This window comes from Bacillus cereus group sp. MYBK227-1, from assembly GCF_051916325.1.
In the GTDB taxonomy this organism is placed as follows: Bacteria; Bacillota; Bacilli; order Bacillales; family Bacillaceae_G; genus Bacillus_A; species Bacillus_A cereus.
This window is the reverse complement of sequence record NZ_JBQAGK010000005.1, coordinates 42873-59940: the sequence shown is the minus strand read 5'-3', so window position 1 is coordinate 59940 and position 17068 is coordinate 42873. Positions and strand designations below refer to the sequence as shown.

Here is a 17068-nt window from a genome sequence, read left to right as displayed (position 1 = left end):
ATGAAGATTTAAGGAAACTTACATTTTTTAATAGGTCTTACCACTACTGTAACATAAAAAGCAAGCTATCAGTAGAAATCTGTCCTACAAATAGCTTGCTTTTCTTATTTTTTAAGTAAGTTTTACTATCCAATGAATGGCATGAACATTGGGATGACAACTACTGTTACAACCCCAACTACCGTTACAGCAATACTTGCCATCGCTGCCTCTACCTCACCCATTTCAATTCCTACTGCAACTCCTAATGCATGACCCGCTGTTCCAAGTGCTAAACCTTTTGCAATCGGATGTTTCACTCTAAATGTTTTTAAGAATAATGCTCCTAATGCGTATACGATAACTGCGTTGAAAATAACTGCAAACGATGTAATTGCTGGAATACCACCAATACTTTCTGAAATTGGTAACGCAATTGCTGTTGTTGCTGCTTGTGGTAGCATTGAATTCATTACTGCTGTATCTAAACCGATTGCTTTTGCAACAATGAACACGACAATTACTGAGCAAATAGATCCAACCACGATAGCTGATAAAATTTGCCACCAATATTTTTTCAACTTATCAACTTGTTTATATAGTGGGATAGCGAATGCAATTGTTGCTGGCTCTAAGAAGAAACTAATCATTTTTCCGCCAGTATTATATTCTTCAAAAGTAAAGTTACCTACCTTTAGAAATACAATCCCTAATACCATCGCCACGAATAATGGTGTAAATAGGAAGAACCCTTTTGAATGCTTGAATAATAATGTTCCGATTCCGTATGCGATTAATGAAACGACGATTCCGAAATATGGAGTCATTGTGCTTGCCATGTTCATTACCTCCCAACAATATATAAATACAATGGTTACGCAACCTTTCCGTGCTTGCGTCCTTTATTTACTACTTTCAATTCTTTTGTATCTTCTGTTTCTTTTTCATCTTTTCCTAAAATAAATTGTGCAAATAATCCTGTTACAGCGAGTAAAATAACTGTTGCTACAACAATTACAGTTAAAATTTGTACAAAGTATTGTCCCATTACACCAAGAGAATTAATAACTGAAATACCTGATGGGACGAATAAGAATCCAATAATACCTGTTAAAGCTGTTCCGAGTGATTCAACTTGCTCCAATTTAATAACTTTTAAACATAATAGACTAAATAAAATAACTAACCCGATTACCGATGAAGGCATTGGAATTGGTAAATGTGTTGCAATAATATTAGAAATTAACATAATAGCTGAGAATATGAATGCTTGTGATAAGAAACTATATACTTTTTTCGTACTCATTTTGGCCACCTCTTTCGATTTGGTACCTTTATTGTATAGGATATAACCGCCCGAGTAAGCGTTTACATAACAGAGCGTCAAATATACAGAATCAGTTACAAATATAAAAGGATGAAATACAAAAGCTGCTCCTTAAATACGAAGCAGCTTCTTGAGTTCTTTTGCATATGTACGGCTAACAGGTACTTTTGATCCTTCTTTCATGATTAAATTATAAGTAGAATTGAACCATGGCTGAATTTCAGTAATATGATTAATATTCGCAATAAAACTACGATGGATGCGCATGAAACTTACTTGCGGCAACTTCTTTTCCAAAATCACAAGTGTATCGTGTGTTACATATGTTTCCCTCATTGTTTTTACTGTCACTTTTCCGTCCACAAGTCCTACATATACAATATCTTCAATATTAACAAGTACGATTGATTCTTCAATTGGTAATGCTAATTTATGCATCTCTACTGTTACATCTGTCCCCTTTATTTCGTGCTTCGTTTCTATTTGCGATTGTTTTTGTTTTTTATACTTCTTTAATGTCTGCACAATACGCTCTTCATCAAATGGTTTTAAAATGTAGTCTAACGCATCTACTTCAAATGCTTGCAGTGCATATTGATCATAGGCAGTAGCAAATACAATTGCAGGTGGATTTTTCATCTTCTTTAATATATTGGCGATTTCAAATCCGTTATCATCGGATAATTGAATATCTAAAAACACAATATCTGGTCTACTTTGCATTAGTTCTTCTAATGCGTCTTCCACACAATCAGCCTCACCAATTATCTCAACTTCTTTCGTTCTCTCTAATAAATACTTTAGTTCATCACGTGCTAACATTTCATCGTCAACTACTAATACTTTTAACAATCTGCTCTTCCTCCCCTACTTTTTTTGGAATAACAAAAGTAATCTCTGTCCCCTCATTTAATTCACTTTCGATATGAAGCATCGTTTCTTTTCCAAATAATCCAATAAGACGTTCATTAATATTATATAAAGCTGTTCCAGTCCCTTTCTTTGACGAAACTACCATCTTTCCTAATTGTTCTAAACGTTCTTCCTCAATTCCCTGCCCATTATCTTTTACTTCAAAATGAACCATACCCTCTTTTTCAAAAACATGCACTTCTACTTCACATACTGGTTGCTTCTTCGGAAAAGCGTGTCGCAATGCATTTTCAACCAATAGTTGAAGAACAAATGGTGGTACTAAAGTTGTCTTTAGCTCGTCCTCAATATACATCTTTACCTCATACTTATTTGGGAACCTTGCTTGTTCTAAGGATAAATATGCCTGTACATGGTTTAATTCTTGTTCTAGTGGAATCAATAACTGACGTGCCCCTTGCAAATTACATCGGAAATATACGCTAAGCTGTAATAATAACTTCCTTGCTTTTTCTACATCTGTTCGGCATAAAGCTGATACTGTATTAATCGCATTAAATAAAAAATGCGGGTTAATTTGTGCTTGTAATGCCTTTATTTCCGCATCTTGCAATAATTTACTTTGCAACTCAGCTTCACCTAATTCAAGTTGTGTAGAGAATATTTTTGCTAATCCTTCTGCTAATTCCTCTTCCACACGACTTAACTGGTTAGGATTTTTGAAATACAGTTTTAATGTCCCTATTGTATTTCCATGTGAAGTTAGTGGAATAACAATCGCCGCTTGCAAAGGGCAGCCTTCGTGTTGACAATTAATAACCTCACGTGATTTTGCTTTCATTATTTTCCCTGTGTGTAACACTTCTTTCGACAAACCAGTTATTAAACTATGTGACGGAATATGGTGATCTGATGCTAATCCAACATGAGCTAATATTTTCTCTGTATCTGTTAAGGATACCGCATCTGTTCCTGTAAAGCGGTGAATAATTTGTGCCACATGCTTACACGATTCTTCTGTTAAGCCTTGGCGAAAATATGGTAACGTTTTATCTGCAATACGTAATACCTTATGAGTCTGAAGTGCCTTTGCGTTCTCTTCCTGACGCAAAATAGCTTGTATCATAGAAAGTAAAATAAAACTTCCAAAACTATTTACAAGGATCATTGGTATCGCAATTGTTTTCACAATGCTCATTCCATCCTCTACAATTAATAGGATCATAATCATTTCTAAAGAAACGATAAAAACACTTAAAATCGCTGAAAACTTAGGGGTAATTGTACGGTTATATTTTTTAAAAATGTATCCGATATAACCAGTTATAACGCCTGCTAAAATTGAAGAGATTGCACAACTTAGAGCTGTCGTCCCTCCAAGCATATAACGGTGAATACCAGCAATTGATCCTACCCCAATTCCGACGATAGGACCACCAAGCAATCCACTAATTCCAACACCCATAATACGTGTATTTGCAATGGTACTCGATGATGAAACACCTTGTAACCAATTTTCATTCATAATCGTATTTCCTGCTATTTCAATCCCAGTGTAATTGCTTACAATTGTAAATACCGAAAAAATACAAATAAGCTTAAGCTTATCTACATAGCCATCCTGTTTATGAAGGAGGCGTCTGAAAGTTTTAATATGAGAGAGTAAAAATCCTAAAATAACTATAAGTCCGACTCGTTCAATCATCATGAGTACTAAATTTAGCATCTTTGATTCATTCCTTTTTATTTAGTTAGTTTTATTATGGGAAAATAATGAAGTCGGCGTCAAGAAGAACGAAATGTTTTTTGAAATATTTTACACATAATAACTTCCTCTTTATTTGACAATACATATAGAAGAGTGCTAAAAATAAAGTAATATAATACAGTCCTTTAACCCAACCCCGTGAGGTTGAGAAGGAAGTCGGAATACAATATACGTATGTTCTTTTCTTGGGGATACGTATGCTTTTTTGGCCTTCTCATCATATCAGGTGAGAAGGCCTTTTGTTATTCTTCCATAGCGACTGTAGAAAATAAGGAGGAGTAATAATGAACGTCACTACTGATGTACAACAAACAACAGAGGAGACAAAAGCGAAAAGATATAAAACATTATTTGGTTCTGCGCTAGGATATGCAGCAGAAGGTTTAGATATGTTGCTATTATCTTTCGTACTTGTCTATATTTTAAAAGAGTTTCACTTAAGTCCTGTTGAAGGTGGAAACTTAACTTTAGCTACCACAATAGGAATGTTAATTGGTTCTTATTTATTTGGATTTATTGCTGATTTATTTGGCCGTATTCGTACAATGGCCTTCACAATCTTACTGTTTTCACTAGCAACCGCACTCATTTATTTCGCAACAGACTACTGGCAATTATTAATTCTGCGCTTTTTAGTTGGAATGGGAGTTGGTGGTGAATTCGGAATCGGAATGGCCATCGTAACAGAAACATGGTCTAAAGAAATGCGCGCTAAAGCGACATCTGTTGTTGCACTTGGATGGCAATTTGGTGTACTGATTGCTTCACTCCTTCCAGCATTTATTGTCCCACACTTTGGATGGAGAGCCGTTTTCTTATTTGGATTAATTCCAGCTTTACTAGCTGTCTATGTCCGTAAAAGTTTAAGTGAACCGAAAATATGGGAGCAAAAACAACGCTACAAAAAGGAACTATTGCAAAAAGAAGCTGCAGGTAAATTAACAACTACTGAAGCAGAACAACTAAAACATATAAAAAAATTTCCACTTCGAAAGTTATTTGCCAATAAAAAAGTAACAATTACAACAATTGGTCTTATTATTATGTCGTTCATCCAAAACTTCGGATATTACGGAATCTTCACATGGATGCCCACTATTTTAGCAAATAAATATAACTATACATTAGCAAAAGCAAGTGGCTGGATGTTCATTTCTACCATCGGTATGCTAATTGGAATTGCAATCTTTGGTATTCTAGCTGATAAAATTGGTCGCCGTAAAACTTTTGCAATCTATTATATTGGCGGTACAGTATACTGTCTCATTTACTTCTTCTTATTCACAGATTCAACATTATTATTATGGGGAAGTGCATTGCTTGGATTCTTTGCAAATGGAATGATGGGAGGATTTGGAGCAATTTTAGCTGAAAACTATCCTGCTGAAGCTCGCTCTACCGCCGAAAACTTTATTTTCGGTACAGGACGTGGGTTAGCTGGATTTGGGCCTGTTATTATTGGCTTACTTGCTACAGGTGGCAACCTACTTGGAGCATTGTCCTTGATTTTTATCATCTACCCAATCGGGTTAATTACAATGCTACTATGTGTACCAGAAACAAAGGGAAAAGTATTAGATTAAACGTAAAAGAGGAAGCATCTCATTTAAGATGCTTCCTCTTTTACGTTTTTATTTATTTTGATTTACTAGCCTTCTGAAATAAGACTGCAGTTTTATCTTCTTCTTTTACAATACCTTGTTTTAATGCTAATTCTCCCGCAACTTTAGGCGCTAACCATAGCATTGGGAATAACAAAATTGATACCGGAACTGCCGTCACCACGATAAACGATTGTAGCGCATTAATACTTCCTTCACCCATATATAAAAGAATTGCTGCAACTGCGCCCATAATAAGCGACCAAAAAATTCGCAAACTAATTCTAGGATCTCCGTCTCCAGTCACTGCCATTGAAATGGAATACGCCATTGAATCTCCTGTTGTCACTACAAATAAAATTGTTAATAAAAGAAATGCTGGTCCAATAATATTAGAAAGTGGCAATTGCCCTGTAATTGCAATCATAGCTGCCGGCATACCAGATTCACTTAATGCGTCCGAGATAGACCCAGGATTCATCAACTCATAAAACACGCCTGATCCACCTAATATAGTAAACCAAAATGTTGTAATAATAGGTGCGATAATTCCAATTGCAACGATGATTTCTCGAATCGTTCTCCCTCTTGAAATTCGACTCACTAAAATTGCCATCATTGGTCCGTATCCAATAAACCATCCCCAGAAAAAGATTGTCCAAGATCCTAACCAACTTGTATCACCACGGTATGTGCTCATCGGTATAAACTCATTTACATAAAATCCAAACGAAGAAACAAACGAATCAATAATAAATCCACCTGGCCCAAATAGTAATATGAATGCCATTAACACAATTGCTAATCTAACATTTAAATTACTTATAATTTGAATCCCTTTATCAATACCTGTTACTGCCGATATGGTAGACACGGCCACCACACAAACAATAATTGCTAATTGAGTAGTAAACACATCAGAAACTCCAAATAATTCTTGTAATCCATAACTTGCTTGTAAACCTAAAAATCCAATTGGGCCAATTGTACCTGCAGCTACTGCAATAATTGCAGCTGCATCAATTATCGTTCCAAGCAGGCTCTTTCTTAATTTTTCCCCAAAAATAGGATATAAAAGTGTTCGAGGTTTTAGCGGCATATCTTTATGATAATGTCCATACATCATAACTACCGCACTAATTGTACCTAAAATCGTCCATGCTAAAAATCCCCAATGCATATAACTTTGTGCTAAAGCAGGCATGACTGCTTCTTTCGTTCCAGCAGATATACCATCATGTATTGGTGGCACCGTCATCAAATGATACATTGGCTCTGCTGCTGCCCAAAAAACGCCACCTCCAGCAAGTAATGTAGACATAATAATAGCAAGCCATTTTGCCGTACTAATCTCAGGTTTTTCTAATCCCCCAAGCTTAACTCTCCCATATTTGGAGAAAGCCATACACATCGCAACAATAAATGTACCTAATAATAAAACTTGCCAGAAGGCACCGAAATATTTAATTGAAAAAGCGAAACTTTTATTAATCGCACTCTCTACATAATCCTTGTTCAAAAAAACTGCAATTACAAATAATAAAAGTGAACCACCACTAATAATAAATACAGGCCAATCAGTTTTTCGACTCTTCATCCTCATTTATACTTCCTTCCTCCTTCCTCAGCAATCTAAAAAAACAACTTTATTATGTTTTATTGTTTAAACCTAAAAACATAATAATTATATATGCATAACATTTTATCGACTTCCCACATACTTATGTTGTCCCTAAAAATATGCCAAATCCCTTATTAAAAAGAAAAATCCTCTTCCTCTTACATAAAAAAGCAAAACAAAAGACCTTATATTTCTATAAGGTCTTCGAAACAGAAATTTGATTATAACATAAGGTACTCCTTGGTTCAAAAAGCCTCTTCCAAAAATAACCGAGAGTAAAGGCTTCCATTTGCTACATAACAGTAATTAAAAAAAATTATATTTCACAGAAAAAACCTACACTAAATATTATTTATGAAAGAAATTTGGCTTCAAAATTTCATTCGGATACGGTTTATGATAAATGTGAGTGGTAGCTGGAGATAATGGCGGAATAAGCCATACCCAATTACCTGTTACAACACGACCACAAGCAGCTTCTTGCTTCTCAAATTGCTGAAATTGTTGTGCAGCAGTATGGTGATCAACAATACTAACTCCTTGTTTTTTAAAGGAGTGTAGTACGGCAATATTCAACTCAATTAGCGCCTTATCTTTCCATAAGGTACCGTTTCTCGATGTATCTAAATCCATCATCTCCGCAACAGCCGGAAGTAAATTATAACGATCATGATCTGCTAAGTTGCGCGCCCCAATTTCTGTTCCCATATACCATCCATTGAACGGAGCGGCTGTATAAGAAATACCGCCAATTTCTAAACGCATATCTGAAATCATTGGAACACCATACCATTTTACTCCAAGTGATGAAATAGGGTATTCTGGGTGTTCAATTGGCACTTCTTTTACTTCTTCTCTCGGAATTTCTTTATATGTAGGCGCCTTCCCGTTTATAGAGAACACAAGTGGCAATACATCGAAATTCGTACCTTCTCCTTGCCAACCAAGCCCCTGACAAAAGTCCGTAAATGTAGCGGAATGAGAATCACCAATCACTCCCGTTTCTGTTTTATATCCTGCATATCGAATCAATTGGTGATTATAAATTCTTATATTATTTTCTTCACCTTGATATTGCTTAAAAATCGTAATGGTTGGTTTAACTTTCCCGTCGTTCGTTGCATATTTAATATGATGAATTAATGCATTATATACACCCTCTTCATCATTTACTTCGCGCGCATCTAATATGTGCATCTTACTCCAAAATAGTCTTCCAATACATCTATTACTGTTACGCCATGCCATTCGTGAACCATGAACAAGTTCTTCAAATGTATGCTCATATGTCCCTGTCTTTTCTATCTCAATTTGAATTTCTTTTATACGTTCTTCTATCAATTGTTCTTTATGAAGCTCCTTATAACAAATCGTAATAAAATTACTTGCTTCCTCTATTAATTGTTTCGTTTTACTCATAAACAATCTCCTTCTATTTCAACAAAACCCTGCTACTTTACAGTATAAGCAAAAAGGATAGGAGTCACAAATGAAAGTGAGAGTGTTACTTTTATTGTAATATTTTTCAGAAAATTAATGGACTTACTATTGACTTATATGGAAAATGGGTGTATTTTTGACTCAGGTAAAGTATTTTTACCTAGACCAACTTTTTAAGTGGAAAGGAGGTAATGTTATGTCTTCATTTCAATTGCCAAAGCTTTCATATGACTATGATGAACTAGAGCCACATATTGATAGCAATACACTTTCCATTCATCATGGAAAGCACCATGCGACATACGTAAACAATTTAAATGCTACTTTAGAAAATTATACTGAATTACATAATAAATCTTTAGAAGAATTGCTATGTAATTTAGATGCTTTACCGAAGGAAATTGTTACAGCTGTACGAAATAACGGTGGTGGTCACTATTGTCATAGTCTTTTTTGGGAAGTGATGAGCCCACGAGGTGGCGGTGAGCCTAATGGAGACGTTGCAAAAGTAATTGATTATTATTTCAATACCTTTGACAACTTAAAAGATCAACTTTCCAAAGCAGCTATTAGTCGTTTTGGAAGTGGCTATGGATGGCTTGTTCTTGACGGTGAGGAACTCTCTGTTATGAGTACACCAAATCAAGATACGCCTTTGCAAGAAGGGAAAATCCCCTTACTCGTAATTGATGTATGGGAACATGCTTATTATTTAAAGTATCAAAATAGGCGCCCAGAGTTTGTTACCAACTGGTGGCATACAGTAAACTGGGACCAAGTAAACGAGAAGTATTTACAAGCAATTCAATCACAAAAACATTAGTCGTACGTATAAGGTAAATTTGGTAATGTAAAATCAGTATTGTCGAAATCCTCCAGAATCCCCCGGATTGCCACCGGGGGATTTATGATTACTTCATTGTATTTATATAATGTTTTAAAACATTTTTCATTTCTAGTTTCAGCTCTCGGAACAAAAATCCGAATTCACGAGCCTTTCCATTATGTAATGTACAGTTAGTTACCTCATTATAAGGAGCTATATTTTCCCCAGCTTTCTGAATGAGTGCTTTTATTCCTGTCTTCTCTTCTATGAAATGAATAATTTCTTCCGTAGAAACTACCCCGTTACTACAGGCGTTAATTGGCCCTTTCACATTTTCCATTCCGCACCAAGCTAGAAACTCTCCTGCCTCTTTTTCATGTATAAATGACAAAGTTCCATCTACATGATCCACAACGATAGGTTTTTGGTTCACAATACATTCAACGTAAAATTGTAACCTTTTCGTATAATCGTTTTCTCCAATAACAACTGGAAAACGAACTGCAACAACTGGGAATGTTGCTTGTTGAAATACAACGGCTTCAGCTAATCTCTTTCCTTCACCATAATTGAAGTCATTCCTATCTCCATACGCGATTGCATAATCGTGCGGATTAAAGTCTTCTTCTGATAAGCTTAGGGCAGGTTCATAGACGGCCATTGAAGATGTCATAACATATTTCTTCGTTTTCCCTCGTAACACTTCACATATTATCTTCGCTGCATTCGAGCTATAGCATAAATTATCGTATACAATATCATAACTTTTTCCTTCTAGACGCTTTTCTAGTAGCTTTCCATCTTCTCTATCAATAATTATTCTTTTTACTGCGCTACCAAAAGAATCTTCAGTAACTCCCCTCGTCGCAATCGTTACATCGTGCCCCTCTTGCAAAAGTGCTTCTACTAAATGTTTACCAAAAAATCTTGTTCCCCCTAGCACCAATACTTTTTTCAACTTCATCATCCCCATTTTAGCAAATTGTAAAATACTACCTCTCTATTATAAGTGCCAACATATAAAAAGCATGGAATTCGTTTAACGATTCCATGCTTTTCTACAGAAAATATATTAACGTACTCGATATTTATAAATACAATAACAGAAGTACAAAATAGAAATTACTGATACATAAACCCATAGTTCATATACAAATCCCTCTCCCCACACTCCCATAAAATAAAAGAGTGAAGGTAAAGTCAATGTTACCCATGATTGTACGAAGGCAATCCTTCCAAGATATTGATTAATGTTCTTCTTTTGTGTATTTAATACAAAGAATAAATACCAAAGTAATGCCCACATAAACCACGTTAACGCATTAACAACATCATGGAATTGAACAAATGAAACAACCATATAGAATAAGGCTATAATTGCTACCCAAATACAAAACCATCCTAGACCACTACTATCCATTCCTTTTATAAAAGTAACACCTACATATAAATAAGTTAATCCAAATAAGAAAGTAGCCGCATATGAATACACTGTCCAATTGCTTTGGTCAGAAATCATGATCAAATAAAACGGAATAATAATTTGTAGTGCACCCACAAATAAATTAAAAACACCCGCACTTTTCATCTCTGCTTTCCCTAATATAACAAGACTATTTAAAAATAAAGCTGCCCCTGAAAGTAATAATCCTACATAACCCATATATATTCGTGTGAAAATCTTTACCTTTCACACTTTTAACCTCCCCACACTATAAAGTGATACTTATATTATTTTTCTTCCCATTTAAAACTACATACATAATTTTTCATCCGAATAAGTCAGACCTCCTACCTCAAAAAGGAGCGAACTTAAAACGCTTTCAATAATAAATAATCCTATTAAAACATGAACTAGGATTCCTTGATTATAAACGGACTCTAGCAATGATACAAGTGTTGGAATACTTTTCAATACTACGCTTTCAATTTCTATAAAAAATTAATAAAATAATACATTCCTCTATCTCATTCTACTACCTTCTAGCATAAGATATTGTAAAATCACATCATTTAAAACAGCGAACGTTCTTTTCTAGGTTCGCTAATAAAATTAATAAAAAATGACCTCTTGCTTTTATGCAAAGGTCATTTTTTTATATTCATCATTAAACTTCTAAATAGCCATTTTTATTATTTGATTGCCATTTCCAAGAATCTGCACACATTTCTTCTAATCCGCGTGTTGCCTCCCAGCCTAATTCACGCTTTGCTTTCGATGCATCAGCAAAACATACTGCCACATCACCTGGGCGACGCTCTGTAATTTTATAAGGAACTTTCTTACCCGAAACTTTTTCAAACGCTTCAACCATCTCTAGTACACTATAGCCCATACCTGTGCCCAGGTTATAAGCATCTACTCCCGTTGTACTCAGTACTTTCTCAAGCGCCTTTACGTGACCATTTGCTAAGTCCACAACATGGATGTAATCACGGACTCCTGTTCCATCTTTCGTTGGATAGTCATTTCCGAATACGCTTAATTCTTTTAACTTACCTACCGCTACTTGCGTTACATATGGCATTAAGTTATTTGGGATTCCATTTGGATCTTCTCCGATACGCCCACTTTCGTGTGCACCAAATGGATTGAAATAGCGAAGTAACGCGATACTCCATTCTGCATCTGCAAATGCTACATCACGCATAATTTGCTCAATCATTAATTTCGTTTGACCATATGGATTTGTTGCACTTAATGGAAACTCCTCCGTAATCGGTGACGTTTCCGGGATACCATATACAGTTGCAGATGAACTAAAGATTATCTTCTTTACATTATGTTTCTGCATTACTTCACATAGCACTAACGTGCTTGTAATGTTGTTATGATAATATGTTAATGGAATCGCTACTGACTCCCCTACAGCTTTAAATCCTGCAAAGTGAATAACTGCTTCAATTGCATTTTCTTCAAAAATTGCGTCAAGCGCTTCGCGATTTAAAACATCTTCTTTATAAAACTTAAATTGTTTTCCTGTTATTTCTTTCACTCGATTTATAGATTCTACCGAGCTATTCGAAAGGTTATCCACTACTATAACTTCGTAACCGCTATTTAGTAATTCTACACATGTATGACTACCAATATATCCTGCTCCACCTGTTACAAGTATTGCCATAATTATAGTCCTCCATATTTCATTCATTATAAACTTCTCAAAGTATATCACATATTTCTTATCCTATGTTTAACATGCGAACACAGAAACTTACATTTTATCCCATAATAATTTTATTAAATTACATAACAATATACACTTAGAAAATGCGCAAGACTACCTAATAATACAAAAACATGAAAAATTTCATGATGCCCCATATATTTAAACTCTAACCATTTTGGCTTTGTTCCATAAATAAATCCACCAATTGTATAAAAAATGCCCCCAAGTACTAAGAAAATAATGCCTCCTGTACTTAAATTCTCAGCTAACGGTGCAAAGAATAACACAATTAACCAACCCATCGTAATATAAATTGCTGTCGATAACCATCTTGGACAATTAAACCAAAACATTTTAAATACAATGCCACAAATCGCAGTTGCATAGACTAAACAAAATAATAGTAAACCACTTGCTGAATTTAATGTAATTAAGCAAAAGGGTGCATATGTACCTGCAATTAATATAAAAATCATAGAATGATCTAGCTTCCTAAAGAAGTAAATAACACGTTCATTGGCCACAACACTATGATACACAGCTGACGCCGTATAAAGGACCATCATTCCAATACCAAACAAAATAACAGCTGTAATTGCAGCAAATGATGGCATCTTGATAGAAACTTTCACAAGCATAGCTAATAAGGCAATAAATGATAATATCGCTCCACCTAAGTGAGTAAATGCATTAACTGGTTCCCTTACATAAGCATTCATAATAACACCCCTCATATACTTACATGTAGTTTTAATAACTACATGTAAGTATATACACATTTCTTTTTAAGGTCAACATTTACAATTCATTTGTTTCGTAATACCATATTTAAAGATATATTAAACATTAAGTTCCACTAAGTTATAAAAGTGAGGGATTCTACGTGGAAAATATAAATGAATTACTTGAGACATTGCATTTAGAAAAAAACATTAAACTTGAGGATATTCCAAATGTTGACTTATATGTAGATCAAGTTGTTCAACTATTTGAGAATACTTATGCAGATACAACGAGAACTGATGATGAAAAAGTATTAACCAAAACGATGATTAATAATTACGCAAAAGGGAAACTATTCATCCCCATCAAAAATAAAAAGTATTCAAAAGAGCATATGATTTTAATTAGCCTAATTTATCAATTAAAGGGAGCTCTCTCCATTAACGACATAAAAAGTTCATTAGAAACTATAAATGACTCCTTATTAAATGATGATTCATTCGAATTAAATACGTTATACAAAAATTATCTTGCTCTTACTGAAAGCAATGTCGAAAGCTTTAAACAAGACGTAAATAACCGTGTTACAGAAGTAAATGAGATTTCTTCCTTAGAAGATACAAAGCTAGAAAAATTTCTACTACTAACATCCTTCGTGACTATGAGTAATATGTATAGACGTTTAGCGGAGCAACTAGTGGATGATTTAAAAGAATCATAAATAAAAAACTATCCACCTATTAAAGTGGATAGTTTTTTATTTACTTAATTGCTTCATGAACTTTTAGTTGTTTCCCTTTAATCGTTGTAGTCTTCATGACTTTCAAGACAAGTGGTCCTTTTCCATTTAATATTTCAACGTAAGAAACATTATCTTGTATCGTAATAATGCCTATATCTTCTGCTGTAACACCTTTAATTTTAGCAATTGTACCGACGAAATCTACCGCCCTAATTTTCTTTTTCTTCCCGCCATTAAAGTACAGCTTCATAATGCCTTTGTTGATGTCTGCATTTTTATCTTTCTTTATAATTGGTTTAGCATGTATCTTTTCTTCAAATGCAGCTTTCTCTTTCATAACTTCTTCTTTTGAAGGTCCAATTGCCTTTGGAATTTCAAATCCAATATACTCCTCAATCTCTTCTAAAAATCTATTTTCATATGGTGTTATAAATGTAATAGCTTTTCCACTATTTCCAGCTCGTCCCGTTCTTCCAGTACGATGTACATAGCTTTCTTTTTCAAGTGGAATATCATAATTAATAACATGTGTAATATTATCAATATCAATTCCTCTCGCAGCTACATCTGTTGCTACTAAATAACGGAATTTTCCTTTTCTAAAATCATCCATGACTTCAAAACGATCTTCTTGTACCATACCACCATGTATTTTGTCACAAGGATAGTTAGCTCGTTTTAATTGTCTATATACATGATCTACATTTTCTTGTGTACGGCAGAAAATAATACAGCTATCAGGATTCTCAATCGTTGTTACATCTTTAAGTAGTGAAAGCTTCTCGTCTTCTATCACCTCAAAAAGAGTATGTTCAATTTTATCCGTCGTAATCCCAGCCGCTTTAATTTCAATATGAGTTGGTGAATTCATATATGTACGAGACAATTTCTCAACATCTTCTGGAAGTGTTGCTGAAAATAACATTGTCATTCTTTTTGTAGGTAATTCATCAATAATTGCCTCTACTTGATCGATAAAGCCCATATTTAGCATCTCATCTGCTTCATCAATAACTAAATACTTCAAACACTCTAAAGAAAGGGTACCCTTCTCAATATGATCCAACACACGACCAGGAGTCCCAACTACAATATGTGTCTTTTGCTTTAATTCTAATTTTTGACGTGCAAATGGAGATTTCCCATAAACTGCCGCAGCCTTAATCCTTTTGAATCGACCTATATTTGTAATATCTTCTTTTACCTGTACCGCAAGCTCTCTCGTTGGTGTTAAAACTAATGCTTGTGGTTTATTCTCTTCCCACTCCACCATTTCACAAAGTGGAATACCAAATGAAGCTGTTTTTCCACTTCCAGTCTGGGATTTCACAACAAGATCCTTCTTTTGTAATGCAACTGGAATAACCTCACCTTGTACTTCCGTTGGATGATCATACCCTAACCCAGTAAGTGCCCTTACAATTTCCTTACTTAATTTATAATCAGAAAAACTTTTTTTACTCATATATTAACCTCATTTTATTCTGTATTATTTTCTTTTTTATCTTTTGTATACGTTACTATCACCCTACTTATTATACTTGAAACCTCACATAAAAGGTGAATCATGCCAGATTCATCTTTTTATATAGAAATAAACCTTTTCATTTCATATATTGTTCAACTACTTGATAACATCTTTTTCTCGTATTGTTAGCATTAACCTTTTTATAGTATCCTACATCCACTCAAAAAAATAAAAAGAATACATACAACCTTGTATAATTATCTTAATTTTTCAACCCTTCCCATAAACGAACAATAAAAACAAAAAAACGTTTTAAATTCGTTTTTAACGTTTTTTTTTAGATATAAAATCTACTTTTTAAAAAAATGTTAAGAAATCCTTTGACTTCTTAATAAAAATAATGTAAATTATCCTATGGACGAACATTTTTGATTAATAAAAATAAAATATTCGTATTTTAGGGGTGTAAATGATGGAAAACGTATTTGACTATGAAGATATTCAATTAATTCCTGCAAAATGTATTGTAAATAGCCGCTCTGAATGTGATACAACTGTCACTTTAGGAAAACATAAATTTAAATTACCTGTCGTGCCTGCAAATATGCAAACGATTATTGATGAAAGAATTGCAACTTATTTAGCTGAGAACAACTACTTTTATATCATGCATCGTTTCCAACCAGAGAAACGAATCTCATTCATTAGAGATATGCAATCACGTGGATTAATCGCTTCTATCAGCGTTGGTGTAAAAGAGGACGAATATGAATTCGTACAACAATTAGCTGCTGAGCAACTTACACCTGAATATATCACGATTGATATCGCACACGGTCATTCTAATGCTGTGATCAACATGATTCAACATATTAAAAAACATTTACCAGAGAGCTTCGTTATCGCTGGAAACGTTGGAACTCCAGAAGCGGTAAGAGAATTAGAAAATGCTGGTGCCGATGCAACAAAAGTTGGTATTGGACCTGGTAAAGTTTGTATTACTAAAATTAAAACAGGCTTCGGAACTGGTGGTTGGCAGCTAGCTGCACTTCGCTGGTGTGCAAAAGCTGCAAGTAAGCCAATTATCGCTGATGGTGGTATTCGTACACACGGCGACGTAGCTAAATCTATTCGATTTGGGGCAACTATGGTCATGATCGGTTCTCTATTCGCTGGTCACGAAGAGTCTCCAGGGGAAACAATTGAAAGAGATGGCAAACTTTATAAAGAATACTTCGGTTCTGCTTCTGAATTCCAAAAGGGTGAGAAGAAAAACGTTGAAGGTAAGAAAATGTTCGTTGAGCATAAAGGTTCTTTAGAAGATACGTTAATCGAAATGGAACAAGATCTTCAATCTTCTATCTCTTACGCTGGCGGAACAAAATTAGACGCTATTCGTACTGTAGATTATGTTGTCGTGAAAAACTCGATTTTCAATGGTGACAAAGTATATTAATTCTTAAATTAACTCGAAGGACAAGCATTTTCATGCTTGTCCTTCTTTTTTGTATATAAAAATGTAAAATATTT

Annotated in this window: 15 protein-coding genes; 4 read left to right on the top strand and 11 right to left on the bottom strand. The window is 34.5% G+C overall.

The window, feature by feature from the left end; all coding sequences use genetic code 11:
* Positions 1-125: 125 nt before the first annotated feature.
* From lrgB to lytS, 4 genes are all read right to left on the bottom strand, one after another.
* Positions 126-818 (bottom strand): antiholin-like protein LrgB, encoded by a 693-nt coding sequence (gene lrgB / locus ACTFRM_RS21680; protein ID WP_000168869.1) that lies wholly within the window; start codon positions 816-818, stop codon positions 126-128.
* Between the two features lie 35 nt (positions 819-853).
* Positions 854-1285 carry an antiholin-like murein hydrolase modulator LrgA gene (gene lrgA, locus ACTFRM_RS21675; protein WP_000104901.1) on the bottom strand — a complete coding sequence of 144 codons (432 nt, stop codon included), beginning with the start codon at positions 1283-1285 and terminating at the stop codon, positions 854-856.
* 132 nt (positions 1286-1417) lie between these two features.
* Entirely contained in the window at positions 1418-2158 is a 741-nt protein-coding gene (locus ACTFRM_RS21670; RefSeq protein WP_000921842.1) for a LytR/AlgR family response regulator transcription factor, read from the bottom strand.
* A complete protein-coding gene (gene lytS, locus ACTFRM_RS21665) occupies positions 2136-3905 on the bottom strand; it encodes a two-component system sensor histidine kinase LytS (protein ID WP_000933561.1) in 1770 nt (589 codons plus the stop codon). The genes ACTFRM_RS21670 and lytS overlap by 23 nt, the downstream gene beginning before the upstream one ends.
* Positions 3906-4231: 326 nt before the next feature.
* Here lytS and ACTFRM_RS21660 point away from each other — a divergent pair, with 326 nt between their 5' ends.
* Entirely contained in the window at positions 4232-5530 is a 1299-nt protein-coding gene (locus ACTFRM_RS21660) for an MFS transporter (RefSeq protein WP_001103412.1), read from the top strand.
* A 52-nt stretch (positions 5531-5582) separates the two neighbouring features.
* Here ACTFRM_RS21660 and ACTFRM_RS21655 read toward each other — a convergent pair whose 3' ends face one another.
* Together ACTFRM_RS21655 and ACTFRM_RS21650 are read right to left on the bottom strand one after the other, a co-directional pair.
* Positions 5583-7151, bottom strand: coding sequence for a BCCT family transporter (locus tag ACTFRM_RS21655; protein ID WP_139848947.1), 1569 nt, complete (start codon positions 7149-7151; stop codon positions 5583-5585).
* A 366-nt stretch (positions 7152-7517) separates the two neighbouring features.
* Complete coding sequence (locus ACTFRM_RS21650) at positions 7518-8588, bottom strand: nitric oxide synthase oxygenase (RefSeq protein ID WP_000047627.1); 1071 nt, start codon at positions 8586-8588, stop codon at positions 7518-7520.
* Positions 8589-8805: 217 nt separating this feature from the next.
* On the opposite strand from ACTFRM_RS21650, the gene sodA reads away from it, so the two are divergent.
* The gene (gene sodA / locus ACTFRM_RS21645) at positions 8806-9432 is read left to right on the top strand and encodes a superoxide dismutase [Mn] (protein ID WP_000094037.1); all 627 of its coding nucleotides are present in this window, start codon (positions 8806-8808) and stop codon (positions 9430-9432) included.
* An 88-nt stretch (positions 9433-9520) separates the two neighbouring features.
* Here sodA and ACTFRM_RS21640 read toward each other — a convergent pair whose 3' ends face one another.
* The 4 genes from ACTFRM_RS21640 to trhA form a co-directional block, all read right to left on the bottom strand.
* Positions 9521-10408, bottom strand: a complete 888-nt coding sequence (locus tag ACTFRM_RS21640; protein ID WP_103597579.1) for an NAD-dependent epimerase/dehydratase family protein — start codon at positions 10406-10408, stop codon at positions 9521-9523.
* Between the two features lie 99 nt (positions 10409-10507).
* On the bottom strand, positions 10508-11098 hold the full coding sequence (locus ACTFRM_RS21635; RefSeq protein WP_000542569.1) for an AmiS/UreI family transporter: 591 nt from the start codon (positions 11096-11098) through the stop codon (positions 10508-10510).
* Positions 11099-11543: 445 nt separating this feature from the next.
* Entirely contained in the window at positions 11544-12560 is a 1017-nt protein-coding gene (galE, locus tag ACTFRM_RS21630) for a UDP-glucose 4-epimerase GalE (protein WP_000996540.1), read from the bottom strand.
* 116 nt (positions 12561-12676) lie between these two features.
* Positions 12677-13324 (bottom strand): PAQR family membrane homeostasis protein TrhA, encoded by a 648-nt coding sequence (gene trhA, locus ACTFRM_RS21625; protein WP_000995363.1) that lies wholly within the window; start codon positions 13322-13324, stop codon positions 12677-12679.
* Positions 13325-13488: 164 nt separating this feature from the next.
* Between trhA and ACTFRM_RS21620 the strand changes: the two genes are divergently transcribed.
* Positions 13489-14049: a DUF1836 domain-containing protein gene (locus tag ACTFRM_RS21620; protein ID WP_000427879.1), complete on the top strand. Its 561-nt coding sequence runs from the start codon at positions 13489-13491 to the stop codon at positions 14047-14049.
* Positions 14050-14089: 40 nt separating this feature from the next.
* Here ACTFRM_RS21620 and dbpA read toward each other — a convergent pair whose 3' ends face one another.
* Entirely contained in the window at positions 14090-15535 is a 1446-nt protein-coding gene (gene dbpA, locus ACTFRM_RS21615; protein ID WP_000039350.1) for an ATP-dependent RNA helicase DbpA, read from the bottom strand.
* Between the two features lie 475 nt (positions 15536-16010).
* On the opposite strand from dbpA, the gene guaC reads away from it, so the two are divergent.
* Entirely contained in the window at positions 16011-16994 is a 984-nt protein-coding gene (gene guaC / locus ACTFRM_RS21610) for a GMP reductase (protein WP_000432447.1), read from the top strand.
* The last annotated feature ends 74 nt before the right edge of the window (positions 16995-17068 follow it).